The 17,932-nt window shown below is 61.8% G+C and carries 16 protein-coding genes; 7 read left to right on the forward strand and 9 right to left on the reverse strand.

What is annotated here, in order from left to right; genetic code table 11:
* Positions 1 to 35 precede the first annotated feature (35 nt).
* The 3 genes from FCU66_RS17310 to FCU66_RS17320 all read right to left on the reverse strand — a co-directional run bounded on the left by FCU66_RS17310 (position 36) and on the right by FCU66_RS17320 (position 3,568).
* Entirely contained in the window at positions 36 to 1,091 is a 1,056-nt protein-coding gene (locus tag FCU66_RS17310; RefSeq protein ID WP_168991831.1) for a radical SAM protein, read from the reverse strand.
* 436 nt (positions 1,092 to 1,527) lie between these two features.
* Complete coding sequence (locus FCU66_RS17315) at positions 1,528 to 2,793, reverse strand: polysaccharide biosynthesis/export family protein (protein WP_168991832.1); 1,266 nt, start codon at positions 2,791 to 2,793, stop codon at positions 1,528 to 1,530.
* Between the two features lie 97 nt (positions 2,794 to 2,890).
* Complete coding sequence (locus FCU66_RS17320; RefSeq protein ID WP_136617493.1) at positions 2,891 to 3,568, reverse strand: sugar transferase; 678 nt, start codon at positions 3,566 to 3,568, stop codon at positions 2,891 to 2,893.
* 602 nt (positions 3,569 to 4,170) lie between these two features.
* Here FCU66_RS17320 and FCU66_RS17325 point away from each other — a divergent pair.
* Positions 4,171 to 4,446 carry an exopolysaccharide production repressor exox gene (locus FCU66_RS17325; RefSeq protein ID WP_136617492.1) on the forward strand — a complete coding sequence of 92 codons (276 nt, stop codon included), beginning with the start codon at positions 4,171 to 4,173 and terminating at the stop codon, positions 4,444 to 4,446.
* Between the two features lie 174 nt (positions 4,447 to 4,620).
* On the opposite strand, the gene FCU66_RS17330 is transcribed toward FCU66_RS17325, so the two are convergent.
* The 6 genes from FCU66_RS17330 to FCU66_RS17355 all read right to left on the reverse strand — a co-directional run bounded on the left by FCU66_RS17330 (position 4,621) and on the right by FCU66_RS17355 (position 10,492).
* Positions 4,621 to 6,465: an ABC transporter ATP-binding protein gene (locus FCU66_RS17330; protein ID WP_136617491.1), complete on the reverse strand. Its 1,845-nt coding sequence runs from the start codon at positions 6,463 to 6,465 to the stop codon at positions 4,621 to 4,623.
* Between the two features lie 8 nt (positions 6,466 to 6,473).
* Positions 6,474 to 7,460, reverse strand: a complete 987-nt coding sequence (locus FCU66_RS17335; RefSeq protein WP_136617490.1) for a phosphoenolpyruvate carboxykinase (ATP) — start codon at positions 7,458 to 7,460, stop codon at positions 6,474 to 6,476.
* A complete protein-coding gene (locus FCU66_RS17340; RefSeq protein WP_136617489.1) occupies positions 7,457 to 9,394 on the reverse strand; it encodes a lasso peptide isopeptide bond-forming cyclase in 1,938 nt (645 codons plus the stop codon). The genes FCU66_RS17335 and FCU66_RS17340 overlap by 4 nt, the downstream gene beginning before the upstream one ends.
* Positions 9,391 to 9,741 carry a lasso peptide biosynthesis B2 protein gene (locus FCU66_RS17345; protein WP_246093932.1) on the reverse strand — a complete coding sequence of 117 codons (351 nt, stop codon included), beginning with the start codon at positions 9,739 to 9,741 and terminating at the stop codon, positions 9,391 to 9,393. The genes FCU66_RS17340 and FCU66_RS17345 overlap by 4 nt, the downstream gene beginning before the upstream one ends.
* A gap of 151 nt (positions 9,742 to 9,892) precedes the next feature.
* Positions 9,893 to 10,207, reverse strand: coding sequence for a PqqD family protein (locus FCU66_RS17350; protein WP_136617487.1), 315 nt, complete (start codon positions 10,205 to 10,207; stop codon positions 9,893 to 9,895).
* 132 nt (positions 10,208 to 10,339) lie between these two features.
* Positions 10,340 to 10,492, reverse strand: a complete 153-nt coding sequence (locus tag FCU66_RS17355) for a lasso peptide (protein WP_010913078.1) — start codon at positions 10,490 to 10,492, stop codon at positions 10,340 to 10,342.
* A gap of 521 nt (positions 10,493 to 11,013) precedes the next feature.
* On the opposite strand from FCU66_RS17355, the gene FCU66_RS17360 reads away from it, so the two are divergent.
* The 6 genes from FCU66_RS17360 to FCU66_RS17385 all read left to right on the forward strand — a co-directional run bounded on the left by FCU66_RS17360 (position 11,014) and on the right by FCU66_RS17385 (position 17,921).
* The gene (locus FCU66_RS17360; RefSeq protein WP_136617486.1) at positions 11,014 to 12,144 is read left to right on the forward strand and encodes a nucleotidyltransferase family protein; all 1,131 of its coding nucleotides are present in this window, start codon (positions 11,014 to 11,016) and stop codon (positions 12,142 to 12,144) included.
* A 94-nt stretch (positions 12,145 to 12,238) separates the two neighbouring features.
* Complete coding sequence (locus tag FCU66_RS17365) at positions 12,239 to 13,261, forward strand: glycosyltransferase family 2 protein (protein WP_136617485.1); 1,023 nt, start codon at positions 12,239 to 12,241, stop codon at positions 13,259 to 13,261.
* Positions 13,262 to 13,575: 314 nt separating this feature from the next.
* Complete coding sequence (locus FCU66_RS17370) at positions 13,576 to 13,971, forward strand: single stranded DNA-binding domain-containing protein (protein ID WP_136617484.1); 396 nt, start codon at positions 13,576 to 13,578, stop codon at positions 13,969 to 13,971.
* 152 nt (positions 13,972 to 14,123) lie between these two features.
* A complete protein-coding gene (gene exoK / locus FCU66_RS17375; protein WP_136617483.1) occupies positions 14,124 to 14,987 on the forward strand; it encodes an endo-1,3-1,4-beta-glycanase ExoK in 864 nt (287 codons plus the stop codon).
* 67 nt (positions 14,988 to 15,054) lie between these two features.
* Entirely contained in the window at positions 15,055 to 16,386 is a 1,332-nt protein-coding gene (locus FCU66_RS17380; RefSeq protein ID WP_136617482.1) for a UDP-glucose dehydrogenase family protein, read from the forward strand.
* Between the two features lie 92 nt (positions 16,387 to 16,478).
* Complete coding sequence (locus FCU66_RS17385) at positions 16,479 to 17,921, forward strand: GMC oxidoreductase (protein ID WP_136617481.1); 1,443 nt, start codon at positions 16,479 to 16,481, stop codon at positions 17,919 to 17,921.
* Positions 17,922 to 17,932: the final 11 nt, after the last annotated feature.

Raw genomic sequence — 17,932 nt, forward strand, 5'->3', positions numbered from 1 at the left:
TTTGCGCTCCGAAAGCGGCCCTTGATTACCGGACTTCAATAGACCTGCGTTGCAGCCGCTTGGGAGAGCGGCAACTTGCCTTCCGGGTACGGCCGGAGCACGTACCGGAAAAGCCGGCGTTTCCAGTGTATGCGGTGCGAGTACTCGTCGAGTGATTCCAGGCGCCAGGAAAAATCGTCCTTCCAAACATTCGTCGCCGAGACCTGCCGCAGGAACGCCGTTCGATAGACATGGGCTGATATGTTCTGCTGCTGGTGCGTCGGGTCTTTCGTATTGGCGAGGATGCGGATGCGCCTCTCCTTGCTTTCCGCAACCACGCCTGCAACCGCCTTCCTGTAGGCCGTCAGGTCGTGGGAGAGGTCTGTATTGCGATATGTCGTACCGCCGAAATCGAAGACCGGACGGATCTGGATCGTATCGGGGCTGTATTCGCCATAGACCTTGATCAGGTCTTTCACCTGCAGGAGGTTGTCCGGATTGACGGTGAAATTGAGACGCAACCGCGGTCTCCTGCCGCCCTCTCTCACCCTGGCGAGCATCCTCAGCACGGCGTGGTGCTGGTCGAAGGAAGCGCCCGGCATCAGCGCTTCATAGGTGGCCTTTTCCGTGCCATGCGTCGAGATGGTTATCTCGTCCAGGCCCGCTTCCGACAGGCGGCGGATCCCTTGCTCGGTAAGAAGCTGTCCGTTCGTCGTGAAGCCGATGAAGGGCACGCGGTGTCGCGTCGCGAGTTCGACTAGCCAGGGATAGTCCTTGAACATGGTCGGCTCCATGGATGCCCCGAAGTGCACCTGTAGCGCCTGCGGAAAGAACTCGGCGGCGATGCGCTCAAGGTCCTCTTTGGTAAGCCGGCCCTTCGCATTTTCCGCACGCCAGCGATCATTGGAAAAGAAGCACATGCCGCAACGCAGGTTGCAGGCGTTCACCGGGTCGAGCCTGATGATGGTATAGCGCAGCCCTAGAAATTCTGCGCCCAGAGCCGCTGCGAATTTGAGGCGAGGGCTCCTTACCAGATTGTTCAGGCGATGCAGTGTTTCTGAGCTTGCCATTTCGGCTCCCGCCTTGCCAAGGCATGGGATTCCTGCGGCCAAAGCGCGTAAAGCTTGCCGACACATTATTGAATTGATTTTTGGCCACGAAGCCTAGCCGAGCCGCTCGGACCGAGGAATACATCATTTGTGGCTAATACATAGCCCGTTTGCTGTCCGTTTCGCACCGAAGCCCCCCGTGCTCAGTCGTAAGGCGTATCGTTGCGCCTGCCAGTGCGCCATGGAACCTTCTTCTGGATGACCCACTCGCGGCCGCCTGAACAATCTACCCGAGCGCGTTGGCTGAGTGGACACAGTAACAGTAGCTGTCGTGTCCATTGATCGCGTCAACGAACGTCCCGCCGTAGGCCCACCGCAGCGGGTCAACCGGGACATCACCGATGAGGTTAGCAACGCGCCCGGCAAGCATGGCGCTCAGCAAAAAATCCGTCCCTCACGGGACGGATTGAAGCACTGGATGATACCGGGGTTCGCGAGCCTACTGGCTGGCCAGCGGCGCCAGCTTGACCTTGATCACATCGCCAGGCAGCACCGGCGTATCTTCCTTCGCGGCGATTTCGCTGGTCTTGCCGTCGACGACCCGCACCAAGGCGTAGATCAGGCTGGATTGCTGGTCGGTGTCGCTGGCGACTCTCGTCGCTGGATCGCTGGCCTGGGAGATCAGGCCTTTCTGCATATTCGCCTTCAGCGCGGCCTCGTTCAGGTCGGCTTCGGTTTGCTGCCGGTCGGTGGCAAGACTTGAACTCAAGGTGTTCTGGGCATCGATGGCGTCCTGCTTCGCCTTGCTGATCGCCTGCTTGGCGGTGAGGATGGCCGTTTCGTAGTCCAGGATCTTGCCCTGCAGGTCGGCGACGGACTGGCGCGAATCCAGCAGTCGGGCGTTGGCGATCAGGCCTTTCTGCGCCAGCGGGCCGATGCTGGCGAGTTGCTGCTGTGCCAGGTCGACCTGCTGCTGCTGGTTGACGATCTTCTTCTGCAGCGATTCGATTTCGGACTCCAAAACCCCTTTCAGGTCGTCGAGCGCCTCGAGTTTCAGCTTCAACGCCTTTTGGTCAGCCGTCAGGATCGTCATCTCGTCGGCGACGATGGCTGGCAGTCTCGGATCGCCCTCGACCTCCTTAGGCACGTCGAAACTCGCCTTGCCGGCCATGTCCGCGTCGATGCGGGCGCGCCGGACGATCAGCCGAATGCGCTGGTCGTCGGAGATATCGAACATGCCCGTGGCGGTGACAAGATCCTTGCCGAGCTGAGGGCCGTAGTCGGCGTTGCGCCTGATGCCGCCGGCGACGCTGATGGCCTTCAACACTGTCAGGTCGGGCACATAAGGAAACTGGCCGGGGTTCTGGACTTCGCCCGAAATGTAGAATGGCCGGAACTGCGCCATCTCGACCGAGGCTTCCGGTCTGTCCGACAAAGCGAGCTTGCGCTGCAGCGCCTCGCCGATCGCCGTTGCGATTTCGGATGTGGTCTTGCCGGATGCCGGCAGCTCGCCGGCGAACGGCACCGACAGCGTGCCGGATGGACCGACCGTGTACTCGCCATTCACCGCCGACCAGTCACGAAATGTGCCTTCCACGGTCTGCCATTCGGCAACGCGGATGGTGAGCTTGTCCTGCGACCCGAGGCGGTAGTCGCCAGCGGCGGCGATGTGGGGGACGACGAGCGACATGGCAAGGCATGTGGCCAGCAAACGCGCCCGCCGCAGGCGGCCGGAAACCGGGCCGCTGCGAAAGGCTTCGAGCATATCTGTTTTCAACTGAACGTTCCGATCCGCTTTAGCCCCATCGCCCGATGAGCTTGCGTCGAATGGCCGGCGCCAATGGCATTGGCCACCGGCTTGGTCAGTAAGAGCCGCGCGACATCCACACGGCCGGGACAGTCTTGATGATGATGCGAACGTCCTCGAACAGCGACCAGTTCTCGACATAGTGGCGGTCGAAGGCGACGCGGCTGTCATAGGATACATCGTTGCGGCCGCTGACCTGCCACAGGCCGGTCAGGCCCGGCCGCGATTTCAGGTAGTAGACGGCGGATGTGCCATAGATCTCCAGTTCGTCGCGCACGACCGGACGAGGGCCGACAAGGCTCATGTCGCCCTGCAGGATGTTGATGATCTGCGGCAGCTCGTCGAGGCTGAGTTTCCTCAGCACCGCTCCCACGCGGGTGACGCGTGGGTCGCTCTTCAGCTTGCGTGTCGCGATCCATTCCGCATTGGCGTCCGGGTTGGTGGCGAGATAGGCTGCCAGCACCTTGTCGCCGTCCGGAACCATGGTGCGGAACTTCAGGCAAGGAAAAATCCGCCCGCCGCGCCCGATTCGCCTGTGGCCGTAGAAAATCGAGCCGCCGTCGGAAAACTTGACGAGCAGCGCTATCATGACAAACAGCGGGCTGAGGGCGATCAAGCCAATCAGTGAACCGGTGATATCGAAGCTGCGTTTGAGCAGGCCGCCGATCGGCGGCGGAAAATCGATGTCAGCCTGCGAAAAGCTCGCGGTGGCCGACTTGGCAGCGTCCCTCATGCCGTAAACTCCATGCGTTGAACGAATGGTTCACCACACGATACCAAAAAAATGTTGCAGCGCAACACACAATTTACCACCCCGCTGAAATAGTCACGTCATGAATTGACTAAATAATAAGCTAGACATGCACAAATTTCGGGATGTTTAGCACATTTGTGACAATAAACGGGCACCATTGAAAAAATAGGGACCTTTTTGGGGCGGTTTTTAGGCGGGCCTACCTATCTGCCGGGATACGGCACACGTTAGTGCTTTAGCATGCCATGATACTTGGGAAAAACCATATAAAATACTACTTAATATTGCCCATTCTACTGAAAATCGTGGATGGCAGGAGGTCGGCTTGAATCCGGTCGCGTGCATTGCACCATGGCAGAGTCGATCGCAAAAGCTCAATCAAAAATATCCGCAGTTGCCCTTGCCGCCTACTGCTCGCCTTAATAGAATTGCAAATTATACCTGTCAGAGTAGCGACAGGTATCAAAGGCCGGAAGCAACCGGTCGAGAGTGGGCGACCTTAACAAGCCCACATGACAAGGGACGGCGCTCGGGTGGGGCAATCGTTAAATGTACCCGAGCCGGTTTATGGGCTGTTGGGTATGGCGCTTCCAAAATTCATCCTCGGGATGATTTTCGCTTTGGCGATCGTCGTCGGCTGGTCCTGGCTGGGCGGCGCGTCGATAGGCACGACGCTGGTGCGCGTCATCATCTGCGCGGTTGTTATCCAGGCGGGTTACTTCGTACTCGTCTATGCCATGATCGCCAGGAGCCCGCCGACGCCGGCCGACATGGCTCGTGACGCTGAGCGAAAACTGAATGCGCCCGAGGTGGCCGAAGGCGAGAAGCTGGGCAACGCCAGGCGCAGCCTGCACTAAGGATGCGTTGATATTCAGATGAGGCCGGCCTGCAAACGGCGGCTTCCTGCGCTTCCCCGTTCTACCGCGTCGCGGTAGAACGGTGCTCACGTACCCAAACGTACGCTCCGCTCCGGTTCTCGGTATCAGCCGTTTTCGACTCGGCCTGACCTGAATCTCAACACATCCTAACCCTCACGCCACGTTGGCGGGTTCGGTCTCCGACTGTTCCCCCGACAGCATCCTCGACAACCGGCTGCCGGCTTTTTCCTTTAGCCGCTGATATTGGCCGACTTCGACGATATGGCCATTTTCGATCGCCACCACCCAGTCGGCGAAGGCGATCATCGACGGCCGGTGCGCAATGGTCAGGATCGTCATCGTGCCGCGCAATCCGTCGATCGACCTGGCGATCAGTGACTGGTTCTGCCAGTCGAGCGCGCTGGTGGCCTCGTCCAGGATCAGCAGCGACGGCTTGCGCAGCAGCGCGCGTGCAAGCGCGATGCGCTGGCGTTCGCCGCCCGACAGCCGCACGCCGCGGTCGCCGACCACCGTCTCCAGCCCGAGGTCGAGCCGTTCGACGAACTCGCCGGCATGCGCCGAGCGCAGCGCGGCCCACAGATCGTCATCGCTGGCCTGCGGCGCGGCAAGGCGCAGGTTCGCCGCGATCGTGTCGTGCAGCAGGAACACGTCCTGCGGCACATAGGCCACCTGGTCGCGCCAGCGGCGGCGATTGGCGGCATCGATCTCGATACCGTCGACGAGCATCTTGCCGGCGCTCGGTTCGAGCAGGCCGAGCAGCATGTCGGCGATCGTGCTCTTGCCCGATCCGGAGGGGCCGATCAGCGCGGTGACCTTGCCGGCCGGCAGGCCAAAGGTGATGCCGGTGACCACCACCTTGTTGGGGTCGTCACCATAGAAGAAGGAAACATCCCTTACGTTGAGCCCGGTGGTGAGCGACAGCTTGTCGCCTTCCCAGGCTCCCGCCTCGTCTGGCTCGCGTTCGGCGTCGAACCGTGCCTGCAGGCTGCGCATCGCCGTATAGGCGGGCAGATTGATCAGCACTTGCTGAGCCTGCGTCTGCATGTCCATGAAGCGCGGCGCGATGCGCATGAAGACCAGCAGCAGGACGACGATCTCGGCCAGCGACAGGTTGAAGCGGACCAGCGCCACATAGATGAACAGGCTCAGGCCGACGACGCTCGCCACCTGGAACACCGCGGTGCCGATGGTGCTGTTGCGCACATAGTCGACATTGTCGGCCTTCATCTTTTCCAGCGTCGACTGCAACTGCGCGAAATAGCTGGCTTCGACGTTCAGGCTCTTGGCCACCTTGATGCCGCCGAGAAATTCCGAGACCGTCCGGTACTGATCCTGGCGATTGGCGGTCAGCACCCGGCCAAAGGCAGTGGCCCGCGTCCGGAAGGGCTGCAGCGCCACGAACATCAGGATGCCGATGACGACGGCAAACAGCGTCATGACCGGCGAGATGAACATGGAAATCAGCAGATAGCCGGCCAGAAGCACGGCGATCTGCACCAGCATCAACAGCGAGAACGCAGCGCCCTGGACGCGGTCGATGTCGCCGGTCAGGGCATGATCGAGGTCGGAACTCCGCATGCGCGTAAAAACGCCCCAGCGCGCCTTGCCTATGCTCTCGAACAGGTTCATGCGCACGCGGTTGATGAAATCGAACAGAAGTTTGGCCATGTAGACCGACTTGAAGCGGTTGAATGCCGCCTGCACCGCAACAAGCCCGACGAGTGCACAGAGCACCGTGGTCAGTTGCAGCGTGCCGTCCGGCACCAGCCAGCGCACGAAATCATTGTTAGGCAGCCTGACCGCGAAATCCTGGTCGGAGCGTCCGACCAGATGCAGCAGCGGGATGAGCAGCAGGATGGAGATGCCTTCGGTCAGGCTGCCCAGGATGAGGAAGATCAGTGCCGTCCAGGCGCGCCGACCGCCGATCTGGGCAATGGCGGCGCCGAATGCGGCAATTTCTCGAAACAGCGACAGGCGAAGGATTGAGGACTTCGACATGATTGCGCTCACAGCTGCCGGCGACCGGCAGCCAAATCCCTGGTGATCAACTCCACAGCCTCGCCGATCCTGGCCAGGCCCGTCGGGACTTCCAGCCGGCACACGCCGACATGGTTAGCAATCCATGAACATTGCCGAAGATGCGCCGCCGCGAAATCGTCGGGCAGGGCCGCCCGGCCGAAACGCGTCACATAGGAGAATTTGATGATGGCCGGCAGGGCGGCGATGGCGGGCAAGGGCGTGACATCGGCCCTGTCGCCGCGCTCGAGAACATAGATCCTGGTCGCCGGCACCTTGTCGCCGGAAAAGCCGCCGTTCAGGCGATGCTGCATCTTGTCGATCGCCGGATGCACTTGCGGCCGCACGTCCGCCTCGCCCAGCGAGATCGCCGCCGCGGCGTCGGCCGCCAGCTTGATCTGCGGAAAGCCCGGAACGATCATCGGCTCACCCGGATTGGCGAGGTCCAGCGCCACCACGTCATCGGTAAGCAGTTGATGTCCGGCCCGGATCATCGCGCTTGCCGTCGTCGACTTGCCCGCACCCTTGTCGCCCATGAAGATGGCGCTCCTGCCTGCGACGGCAATGGCGCTGGCGTGCAGGACGAGCAGGCCGCGCCGGTGCAAGAGCAGCGCCATGACCGGGCCGAGCAGCGGAAACGCGATCAGCGTGTCGTCGACGCCGGGCGCCGGCTCGATGTCGATACGGCGGCCATCGCTGATCAGGAACGCGCCGACGGCATGCCAGGCCAGATATTGCCAGTCCGGCTCGAAGCGGAAGTCGGTCGCGGCCTCGGGCGAGGGCTTTGGGAGGTCGATCGCGCCGACGGCGATCACGACGTCCGCCGCCCCAGGCGCCGCCGGCTCCAGTTCGGGCAACGTCACCTCGGACGCGATGGTCAAGCCATAGGCCCGGTAGAAGCGGCGTTCTCGCACGACCCGGCCATGCGGACGGGGACCATCACTGTATGCGGCGAGCGGCTCGTTGCGAGGCATCATGCGGGGCTCCCGCTGTGCTGGAGTTGCCGCAGCCAGAGCGACAGCGAGGCCGAGCGCCAGACATACTGGACATCCAGGGGTGCTGCCTGATCGGGTTGGCGCAAAAGCCGTGCATAGGCAGCACTCACCTGAGGCAGATTGACGTAGGGAGCGATGCGATTCGCATCCGAGACCAGCAGCTGTTCCAGGAGGTTGCGGTGGTTGCGCAGCATGCCGTTGACGAGATTGGCGGTGAAATCGATCTTGTCGCGCCGCCACTGCACCGCCGCCGGCAGGACGCCTTGCATGGCGCGGCGCAGCACATAGCGGCCAAAGCCGTGGCTCAATTTCTCCTCACCCGGCAGTGCCAGGCAGAATTCGACCAGCGGCTTGTCCCAGAAGGGGTAGCGCGGCTCGACGCCGAAATTGGCCGCGGCCTTGTCGAGAACCTCGAAAGCATGCGGGACATAGCCGTTTGACAGGATCCAGCGATGGCTCAAGGCGTCGCTGGCCTGGACGCCGGGCGGCATAGTGCCGGCCCGGTGAAACCGGTCGACAAGCTCGGTGCGCCTGGCCAGGTCCGGATTGATCAGGTCGCGCCAGCCGCGCGGCATCTGCGCGGGCTTGCGGATCCTGTTCAGGGCACGGTTCGCCAGATGTCTCAACCTGGCGACGCGCCAGGCCGGCCCGTAGAGAGTCAGGAACTGGAAATACAGGCCAAGCGTGCTGTCGCCATAGGTGTTGGAAGCGCTGCGGATCTCGCGCCACAGATCCATCCATCGGCCGGCATTGGCAAGCTCATGCAGATGGCCGTGGCCTTGTGAAACGACCTCGTCGCCGCCATGGCCGTCCAGCAGCACCTTGATGCCCTTGGCGCCGGCCGTCCGGTAGATGCCGCGGGTGAGCGTCAGGCCCGGAGCCAGGAACGTTCCTTGCTGTTCTTCCAGCACGCGTTCGAATTCGGCGAACGGCGCATAGTTGCCTACTGGTATCAGCGTTGGGTCAAACTGCTGCTGGTCGAGAACTGCATCGATGAAGGGCCGCTCGTCCATCGGCGAGCCCTTCTCGAAAATCAGCGAGAAGGTGGGCAGCTTCGGCTTGCGCGCGGCGGCATTCTGCAGGCCGGCGACACAGGCGATTGACGAGGAATCGAGGCCGCCGCTCAGCATTGCGCCGACCGCCTGACTTCCCCGCATGCGATTGCGCACCGATTGCGAGAACAGGTGGGCGAACTCCTCCGATGCATCCGACCGCAAGGGCCGCGCCGACGGCTCGATCTGCCAGTAGCGGCGCAGCACCACCTGTTGCGCGGTGACGGTGAGGCTGTGGCGGGCCGGCAGGCTGAATACATCGCCGTAGGGAGTAGACTGCGGGTCGTCGGGAAGCCCGGCCAGGAAGCCGGAAATCTGGTGCTCGCTGATACGTGTGCCGACCCCCTCGACGCCCAGGATCGGCCCGATCTCCGAGGCAAAGGAAAAACGCTGGTCCGCTGCGTGATAGTAGAACGGCTTGACGCCGAAATGATCGCGCGCGCAAAACAGCGATTGCCGCTCGCCGTCCCAGATGGCGAAGGCGAAATCGCCTTGCAGGTGCACCGGGCAGGTTTCGCCCCAGCGCAGATAGGCCCGCATCAGCACGATCGCGTCGGCGACCGACTGGTCGCGGATGCCGAGCCTGGCCAGCAGCTCGTCACGGTTGTCCAGCCGGCAATCGGCGGTGATGGCGAGTCTGCCGCCAGCCATCGTCAGTGGACCCGGACCGGCTTCATCTAACGTGTTGAGCCAGGCGTGGCCAAGCGCGATGCTGGCGTCCAGCCACCACGAACTGCCGTCAGGGCCGCGATGGCGCATGCGCGCCAGCATTTGCTGAATGTCCGCCGCCGCAACCGCCGGTGCGGATTCCCGGACCGCTGATGCGTGTCTTCCGCGCAGCAGAATTCCGGCGACGCCGCTCATCGGCTGCCGTGATCGACGAGATGAGCGAAACCGTCGATCGATCCGCCAAGTACGATATGGTTGTCGCTGACCAGCCAGGCATGTGCTTTCAGTTGCTCGCCCGTGCCGCGTTCGATGCCGATGCGTATCTTCGATTCATTGCCCTGGCGGGCGAGAATGTATTGACCCGAAAGCGCCTGGGTCAGGCACGTGGCATAGGGGACGAAACGGGCCGCGGCGGCAACGCCCCAGGCGACACGCCGCAACTCGCCCATCGAGGCGCACTGACGCGCGTCGAGCCGCGTCACCAGGCTGCGAACGCGGTTGTAGGAGAGCAGCGTTAACCCCAGCCGAACCGCCGCGACCACCAGCAGGCAGCGGCCAAGAAAGATCTTTTCCGAGCCGCTCAGGGAGAAAACCCTGAACAGACTTCGCCGGCTTCCCCGACGTTTCGTCTGCCTGGGGCTTCTTTCCGTCGCGGGTTCCTGCCGCAAAACCATGGCCTTGTGCGGGGCCGGCCTAGACAAGTGCCTCATGATGCAGCCTCGCAAGCCCGTTGTCGGCCAGGCCCTTCAGCAATGCGTCGACGTCGGCCCGGCAGCGCTCCGGGTCGACATTGTAGCGTGCAAGCACGGCGCCGCGGATGTCGGCGATCGACCTGGGTTCCTGGATCAGCTCCCAGATGAAGGCACCGACGCCGTTCAGGCTGTAATAGATGTTGGATTTGAGATTGAGCAGCGCCAGGCCATTGCCGAACTCGCAAGCCACGGCATCCTTGGTCGCACTCACCAAATCGTGGTCGGCCAAATCATGGCCGGATAGCTTCCAGTTCATCCCAAAACCTCGCTTACGATACGCACGGGCAGTTCCAGGCAATGAAAATGGAGTCGGAGGTTTTGGCCCCCGACCCTCTTACTTTTTTGGATCCAGAGTCCCAACGTGTCACTCTGGAAAACTGCGATAGGCTCAGGAGAACGTCAGGTCGCCGATCGGCGTGTGCGCGGGGAACGATGCGTCGATCGCCGTGCTGCCGCCGCCGCCCTGGGTGATGGTTTCAATCGAACCATGCACCGTCAGGCTTGGCGTTTCGTATTCATGCTTTTCAACATTCTGTTCCATTTTACTCTCCGATAAGGACTGGAAACGGCTTGTCGAGTGCCGTCAGCAGGTACATGCTGCAGCGCAATAGCTGCATGGCAGCATTTATGAGTCAAGCCTGATTTACCAAGTGTTAATCAATTACGGGTTGCGGACGTCAGCCTAGGTGTGAGCCATGCCCAAAACCTGACTTCTTTCGAGCCTATTCCTTGCACACAAGGGCGATAACGATGTCGATTCTTTAAGCATTTGATTTTGCTTGCATAAAGCGTTCATTCAGGTGTTTCTTTTTTAGGCATTGCTAATGCGAAGAATCCTGCTTGGCAAATCCTGGCTGAGGATCGGCTGAAACGCCTTGGTGAGGGGGGTGTTTCAACTGCGGTTTTCGTCGCCTTTCAACCGAGGTCGGTAAACGCTCTGGTTGCAAAATTGTGCACTGCAAAAGGAAAAGCTTTACGGCATCAAGGTTTTTGGTGATGCTTGCTTCGCACTTGCAGCATAAGCGCCGCGCAAACCGCTACCTTTGGGAGACTGTGCGCTAAATGGCCTTGCCGGATGGTTCATACGAACGATTGCGCGCCGCCGGCTCTGCCGACGAGGTCGCCTATGTGCAGGCCTGCCTGCGGTTGTATTTCGCCGGGCCGCGCGCCGCCGTGGGCGACGTGTCGATGCCTGGTCTTGGCGGTGCCAACATTGCCGACATTGCCAGGCTGAACAAGGTCGCGACCTTTGTCCTCAAGGCGCTTTCGCGCGCACCTGCGCATGAGAGGCCGCCCGAGCTTCTCCAGTGGCTCGACACCTACCGCAGGAGAACGGTTTCGATGAACGCGTCCTGCATCATGGATTCGATGGCGATCCATGATGTGCTGCGCGCCAGCGAGATCGATTTCGTCTTTCTGAAGGGCCCGTTCCAGCAGCAGCTGCTCTATGACGACCACTTCATGAAGCCCTCGGGCGACGTCGACATCCTGGTTTCGCCGGTCGGGTTTTTCAGGGCGCGTGATGCGCTTCGCACGATCGGCTACGAGGTATCAGGCAAGTCGCGCTCCGTCTGGTGGGTCCGCTTCCTCGGCGAACAGCATATGACCCGCGGCGACGGGCCGAGGCCGTCCACGGTCGATCTCCACTACCGCCTCCAGCAGCCCGGCTCGCCGAGCCCGCGCGACGCGGACGGGTTTCTGCGGCGCAAACGACAGGTTGAAATCGCCGGCGGGGCAGTGCCGTTCACATCGATCGCGGACACTTTGCTTTTGTCCTGCATCAGTGTCGCCAAGGCGCTTTTCAACCGGGAACCCTGTGCGGGTTACGTCTGCGATATCAGAGCCAGCGCCAGCCGCCTCGACGAGGCGGATCAGCAGCATGTGCTCGATGCCGCAACCGCGCAGGGACTGGATGACACGCTGCTGCTTGGCCTGCGCGCCGCCGATGTGCTACTTGGCGGCGCCGGCACGCTGCTGTCGGAGCGGGCGACCCGGATCCTGTCGCGCATCGGCAATGAGGATCTGCTCAGCATGGTCATCGCGCCGTGGCTGCCGTCGCTGCGCTGGCCGCAGCGGCGAACGGTGCTGTGGGAACTGTGCGGCCGCGCGCCGGTCCGCTATCTGGCCGAAGCCGGCTGGGCGGCGTCCGCCGACATCAGCCGCCGCATCTTTGAACGGCCAGGCAATCGCTGATGAAGACAGATTGGGCGCTGATGGCAATTCTATCGGGCATCGAACGAGTACGGGGCGAGGGCAAATCGATATCACCTGTACGAGAGGCAAATCCATGTCGATGACGAAATCCGAGGTCTGCGTGATCATCGCGGCAAAAAACGCGGCAGCGACAATCGCTGTCGCCATCGCATCCGCGTTGCGCGAACCGGAAGTGGCGGAGATCGTCGTCGTCGATGACGCCTCCACCGACGACACCGCTGATGTCGCGCGATCCGCCGACGATGGCAGCGGGCGGCTCACGGTGATGCGCCTCGACGTCAATCGCGGCCCCTCCTTTGCCCGCAATGCAGCGATCGCCGGCTCGAAATCACCGTTCATCAGCATTCTCGATGCCGACGATTTTTTCCTCGAAGGCCGGTTTGGCAGCCTGTTTGCCGGCGCCGATTGGGATTTCGCGGCGGACAACATCATGCTGATCAGGGACGATGCGACAGGCGATGCGACGAAAATCGTTGCGCCTAAATTTGCCGCCGATCCGGAATTCCTCGATTTCGAGCGCTTCGTCGAAGGCAACATCTCGAGGCGGCGCGTGCAGAGGGGCGAATTGGGGTTTTTGAAGCCGGTGATCAGCCGTGCCTTCCTCGACCGCCATGGCTTGCGCTACGACGAGAGCCTGCGGCTGGGCGAGGACTATGAGCTCTACGCCCGCGCGGTCGCCCGCGGGGCGCGGTTCAAGGTCATTCGCTCCTGCGGCTACGGCGCCATCGTCCGTGCCGATTCGCTGAGCGGCCGCCACAAGACCCAGGACCTGAAGCGTCTGGCCGATGCGGATCTGGCGCTGCTGGCGATCGACAGCCTGCCGGAAGGTTCGAAGGCGGTGCTGCGGCGACACGAGCGGCACGTGCGCGACAAGTATCGGCTGCGCAACTTCCTCGACGTCAAGGCCGAGCGCGGGCTGGCATCGGCCGCGGCTTACGCTTTCGCCAGTCAATCCAACCTCGTTCCCATCGTCCAGGGCGTGGCTTCCGACAAGCTCGAGGCGCTGTTTCGTCGTGTCGGCCTCGTGTCCAGGCAAAAGCATGTGCCGCCGCTGCGTTTTCTAATGGCCGGAACCAGTACGGGCAAGGAACGTTAAGAGCGGGGACCGATGCGTGCGGTTTGCCCGCCAGGGACACGTTGATCACGCAAAATCATTTCGGCATCATGCAAACCATTTCGGCCGGATTTATGAGTTTACGAATTGGGTGGTTGCCTCGCGGCCCCGACGATGGCAGTCTATGTTGCGGTGCAGCAAATTGGACGACCAGCCGAACTGGCCCCCGATCGGATTGGTCTGAATGTCTCTCCTTCAGAGGAGCAGGACAATGCAACACGAGTTTTTGAGCCCCGGCTGCGGGGATTGGCCAGAAAGCCCGGCCCACAAGCCGGCGATGACAGGAATCTGAGTTCATGGCCTCGATATTCGGTTTCAGATCAAGGGATCCGGCCCGCGACCGGCAGGCCGATGTTTCACGTCTTGATCGTCTGGCAAAGCTGTTCGAGCAGATCGCGACCGAGATCGAGGCCGAGAGGGCAGGGCTTGAGAATCGCTACCGGACGACGGCGACCAACGCCGCCTTCCTGGTCGAAGCGATGGAAAACGGCTCCGCCTCCGACCGTCGGTCATCCGAAGTCAGCGCACTGACGACGTCGATCCTGAATTGCGAACGCCGCATCGCGGCGCTGTCGCGCCAGGACGGCATGATGAAAGAGCTCCGTCATTCGCTGGATACGGTCTTCGACGAGAATGCCGATTCGGCCGCTACGGCCGAATTCTCCAGGCCGGCAGGCGCCGGCAGAGGTTGAAAGTGAAGGCACGGAGCTGTTGCAACGGATTTGATGCGAGGCAGGGAAAAGCAATTCGAGAGGGTCACAGAGGAGGTCAAGGTTGGCCCGTTCAGGAGCGGTTCGAACGTCGACTTTGGGTTGGGGACGCACAGCGCAAAGGTGAGTTTGGTATGAATTCGAATCCGAGAACTACGTCCACAACTGCAATTGACGCATCGCCGTTCGCGCAGCGGACCGGGCAAGCCGCCCGGCGGCGGTTGGGTTCGCTCAGTATGTTGCTGCTGGCCGCTCTTGGCAGTTTCCTGGCAACCTCGTCCTATGCCCAGGACATTCCCACATCGCCGTCCTTTGTCGACGATTTCAAAAGCTTCGATCGTGCGCGCTGGTATGTTTCCGACGGCTGGAACAATGGCAGCCATCAGAATTGCACCTGGTCGAAGGGACTGGTCAGCCTGTCGGACGGGGTGCTGTCGCTCGGTTTCGAGAAGCAGAAGCTGAAAGACCGTGAGTTTGCCTGCGGCGAGATCCAGACCAAGCAGCGCTTCGGCTACGGCACCTATGAGGCACGGCTGAAGACCGACACCGGCTCCGGCCTCAACGCGGCGTTCTTCACCTATATCGGCCCCACGGACAAGCAGCCCTGGGACGAGATCGACTTCGAGATCCTCACCAAGGACACCTCCAAGGTGCAGGTCAACGCGTATATCGCCGGCAAGGGCAAGAACGAGAAGCTGGTCGACGTGCCGGGCGGCACCGAGAACGCCTTCAACGACTACGCCTTCGTCTGGAAGAAGGACAGCTTGAGCTGGTACGTCAACGGCAAGCTGGTCAACACGATCACCGATCCGGCGAAATTGCCGACGCATGCGCAGAAGATCTTCTTCAGCTTTTGGGGCAGCGATACGATGAAGGGTTGGATGGGAGCTTTCGCCGATCCGGGCCGCAAGCTTTCGCTGCAGGTCAAGCGCGTTGCCTTCACGGCGCTCGGCGAACCCTGTCAGTTTCCGGAATCGCTGGTATGCAGCGTAAAGTAGTCGGGAAAGTCGATTTGAACTGGCCGGGCCGAAAGCGGTCCGCTGCCTTGCATGGGAATGAAACCGAATGAATTTGACGGTGTTTGGAATTGGCTATGTCGGCCTCGTGCAGGCGGCGGTGCTTGCCGAAGTCGGGCACCAGGTGGTGTGCGTCGACATCGACGCCGCCAAGGTCGAGCGGCTCAACCAGGGTCTGGTTCCCATTTTCGAACCTGGACTGGAAAACCTCGTCAAGGAGAACCATGCCGCCGGCCGCATCAAGTTCACCACCGATGCGGCCGCCGCCGTCAGGCACGGCGAGATCCAGATGATCGCGGTCGGCACGCCGCCCGGCGAGGACGGCTCGGCCGATCTAAAATATGTGCTGGCCGTCGCCGAGACCATCGGCCGCGAGATGGACAAACCCAAGATCGTCGTCGGCAAGTCGACGGTGCCGGTCGGCACCTGCGAAAAGGTGAAGGCCAGGATCGCCGAAACATTGAAGAAAAGAGGCCGAGAGGACCTCAGCTTCGACGTCGCCTCCAATCCGGAATTCCTCAAGGAAGGGTCCGCGGTCGCTGATTGCATGAAACCGGACCGCATCATCGTCGGCACCGACAGCGAGGGCACCGAGGCGGTGATGCGCGAACTCTACGCGCCGTTCAACCGCAACCACGAGAAGATGATCGTGATGGACGTGCGCAGCGCCGAATTCACCAAATATGCCGCCAACTGCATGCTGGCGACCAAGATCAGCTTCATGAACGAGATGGCCAACCTGGCCGAGCAGCTCGGCGCCGACATCGAGGAGGTCCGCAAGGGCATCGGCAGCGATCCGCGCATCGGCTACCATTTCATCTACCCGGGTCTTGGCTATGGCGGCTCGTGCTTCCCCAAGGACGTGCGCGCGCTGATCAAGACCGCCGAAGGCGTCAAGTTCGACGCCAAGCTGCTGCGCGCCGTCGAGGAACGCAACAACGACCAGAAATCCGTGCTGTTCGACAAGGTGAACCGCTATTTCAAGGGCAACCTCAAGGGCAAGACCTTTGCGCTGTGGGGTCTGGCCTTCAAGCCCAACACCGACGACATGCGCGAGGCGCCGGCGCGTGTGCTGATGGAAGCGCTGTGGAAGGCCGGTGCCAATGTGCAGGCCTATGATCCCGAGGCGATGCAGGAATGCCAGGCCATCTACGGTCTGCGCGACGACCTGCTTCTGTGCGGCACCAAGGAGGCGGCCCTGCGCGGCGCCGACGCGCTGCTGATCGCCACCGAATGGAAGAGCTTCCGCGCGCCCTCCTTCGACGCGCTGAAGGACGCGCTGACCACGCCGGTGATCTTCGACGGCCGCAATTTGTATGACCCCAAGGTCGTCGCTCGTCATGGCATCGAATATCACTCGATCGGCAGAATGGCGGCATGAGACCGGGCCGGGACAAACGGATGCAAGACCGGTCCGGACATGGCCTGCTGGCGCTGGGGCTGTGCGCATATTTCTGTGTGGAGTTGTAGCTGATGGTGCTGGATGTAAAGCCGGAACAAATCACCAAGGATCATTTCGATCTCGTCGCGATCGGTTCCGGCTTCGGTTCGGCCTTCTTCCTGCATGAGTTCGCCAAGCGGCGAAAGGCACGCATCCTGGTGCTGGAGTGGGGCCGCCACAACACCCATGAATGGCAGCTCGAGCAGAACGTCAACACCGACATCGACGACGAGACGACCTACAAGACCAACTCCGACAAGCCGTGGAACTACACGATCGGACTGGGTGGCGGAACGAACTGCTGGTTCGCGCAGACGCCAAGGTTCCATCCCAACGACTTCAGGCTGAAAAGCACCTACGGCATCGGCAATGACTGGCCGATCAGCTATGACGACGTCGAGCCGTTCTACTGTGACGCCGAAGACATCATGTCGATCTCCGGCGATCCCGACATGGCGGCGATGCTGCCGCGCTCGAAGCCGTTTCCGCAACCGCCGCATCGCATGTCGACACCGGACAAGATGATGAAGGCGGCGCAGCCCGGCCAGCATTTCGTCATGCCGACCGCGCGGGCGCGGCTGCCGACATCGCAGCGCACCTCGTGCTGCGCCAATCTGCGCTGCTGGCTGTGTCCGGTCGACGCCAAATTCACCGTCAACAACGGGTTGATGCATGTCTTCGAGCATCCCGACATCTCGGTCTGTCTCGGTGCGGAAGTGCGCCGGCTCGATCACGTCGGCGGCGCGGTCCGTTCGGTCACGTTCATGCATGACGGTAAGGAATACCAGGTCAGCGGCGACCTCTTCATTCTCGGTGCCAATGCCATCCAGAGCGCGGCGATCATGCTGCGATCCGGCCTCGGCGGCGAATTCGTCGGCAGCGGCCTGCACGAATCCTACGGCTGGAATTTCGAGGTCTATCTCGACGGCGTCGACAATTTCGACGGCAGCACCATCACCACCGGCTTGAATTTCGGCCTCTATGACGGCCCGCACCGATCGGAGCACGCGGCGGCACTGGTCTATTTCGAGAACCGCTGGCAGCACGGAATGCGTGCCGAAGAAGGGCGGCTGCGCCAGGCGCTGCCGCTTGTCGTGGTCACCGAAAACCTGCTCGATCCCGAGAATTTCGTCACGCTTGACGCGGATGAGAATGCCTTCGTCAGCTTCAAGGCGCCATCGGACTACGCGGTGAAGGGCATGGCTCGTGCGTTGGAGAAATTGCCTGACCTTTTGGCTCCGCTGCCGGTCGAAAAGCTCTTCGACCGTGGCATCCGGCCGACCGAATCGCATGTCCAGGGCACGCTGAGGATGGGCACCGGCCCGGCCGATTCGGTGATCGACAGCGGCATGATCCACCACCAGCTCAGAAACCTGGTCGTCGTCGGCACCAGCACCTATCCGAGCTGCTCCTGCGCCAACCCCAGCCTGACCGCGGCAGCGCTGTCCTTGCGGGCGGCGAGCCGGATCGCGTGAAAGGAGGTACC

Source organism: Mesorhizobium norvegicum (assembly GCF_004919685.1).
Classification (GTDB): Bacteria; Pseudomonadota; Alphaproteobacteria; order Rhizobiales; family Rhizobiaceae; genus Mesorhizobium; species Mesorhizobium norvegicum.

Excerpts from the sequence above, each read along its gene's own strand:
- FCU66_RS17320 (WP_136617493.1), bottom strand. The coding sequence starts at position 3,568 with ATGAGGGACGCTGCCAAGTCGGCCACCGCGAGCTTTTCGCAGGCTGAC.
- FCU66_RS17380 (WP_136617482.1), top strand. The coding sequence starts at position 15,055 with ATGAATTTGACGGTGTTTGGAATTGGCTATGTCGGCCTCGTGCAGGCG.
- FCU66_RS17350 (WP_136617487.1), bottom strand. The coding sequence starts at position 10,207 with ATGAACTGGAAGCTATCCGGCCATGATTTGGCCGACCACGATTTGGTG.
- FCU66_RS17335 (WP_136617490.1), bottom strand. The coding sequence starts at position 7,460 with ATGATGCCTCGCAACGAGCCGCTCGCCGCATACAGTGATGGTCCCCGT.
- FCU66_RS17370 (WP_136617484.1), top strand. The coding sequence starts at position 13,576 with ATGGCCTCGATATTCGGTTTCAGATCAAGGGATCCGGCCCGCGACCGG.
- FCU66_RS17365 (WP_136617485.1), top strand. The coding sequence starts at position 12,239 with ATGTCGATGACGAAATCCGAGGTCTGCGTGATCATCGCGGCAAAAAAC.
- FCU66_RS17385 (WP_136617481.1), top strand. The coding sequence starts at position 16,479 with ATGGTGCTGGATGTAAAGCCGGAACAAATCACCAAGGATCATTTCGAT.
- FCU66_RS17325 (WP_136617492.1), top strand. The coding sequence starts at position 4,171 with ATGGCGCTTCCAAAATTCATCCTCGGGATGATTTTCGCTTTGGCGATC.
- FCU66_RS17315 (WP_168991832.1), bottom strand. The coding sequence starts at position 2,793 with ATGCTCGAAGCCTTTCGCAGCGGCCCGGTTTCCGGCCGCCTGCGGCGG.
- FCU66_RS17360 (WP_136617486.1), top strand. The coding sequence starts at position 11,014 with ATGGCCTTGCCGGATGGTTCATACGAACGATTGCGCGCCGCCGGCTCT.
- FCU66_RS17330 (WP_136617491.1), bottom strand. The coding sequence starts at position 6,465 with ATGTCGAAGTCCTCAATCCTTCGCCTGTCGCTGTTTCGAGAAATTGCC.
- FCU66_RS17355 (WP_010913078.1), bottom strand. The coding sequence starts at position 10,492 with ATGGAACAGAATGTTGAAAAGCATGAATACGAAACGCCAAGCCTGACG.
- exoK (WP_136617483.1), top strand. The coding sequence starts at position 14,124 with ATGAATTCGAATCCGAGAACTACGTCCACAACTGCAATTGACGCATCG.
- FCU66_RS17340 (WP_136617489.1), bottom strand. The coding sequence starts at position 9,394 with ATGAGCGGCGTCGCCGGAATTCTGCTGCGCGGAAGACACGCATCAGCG.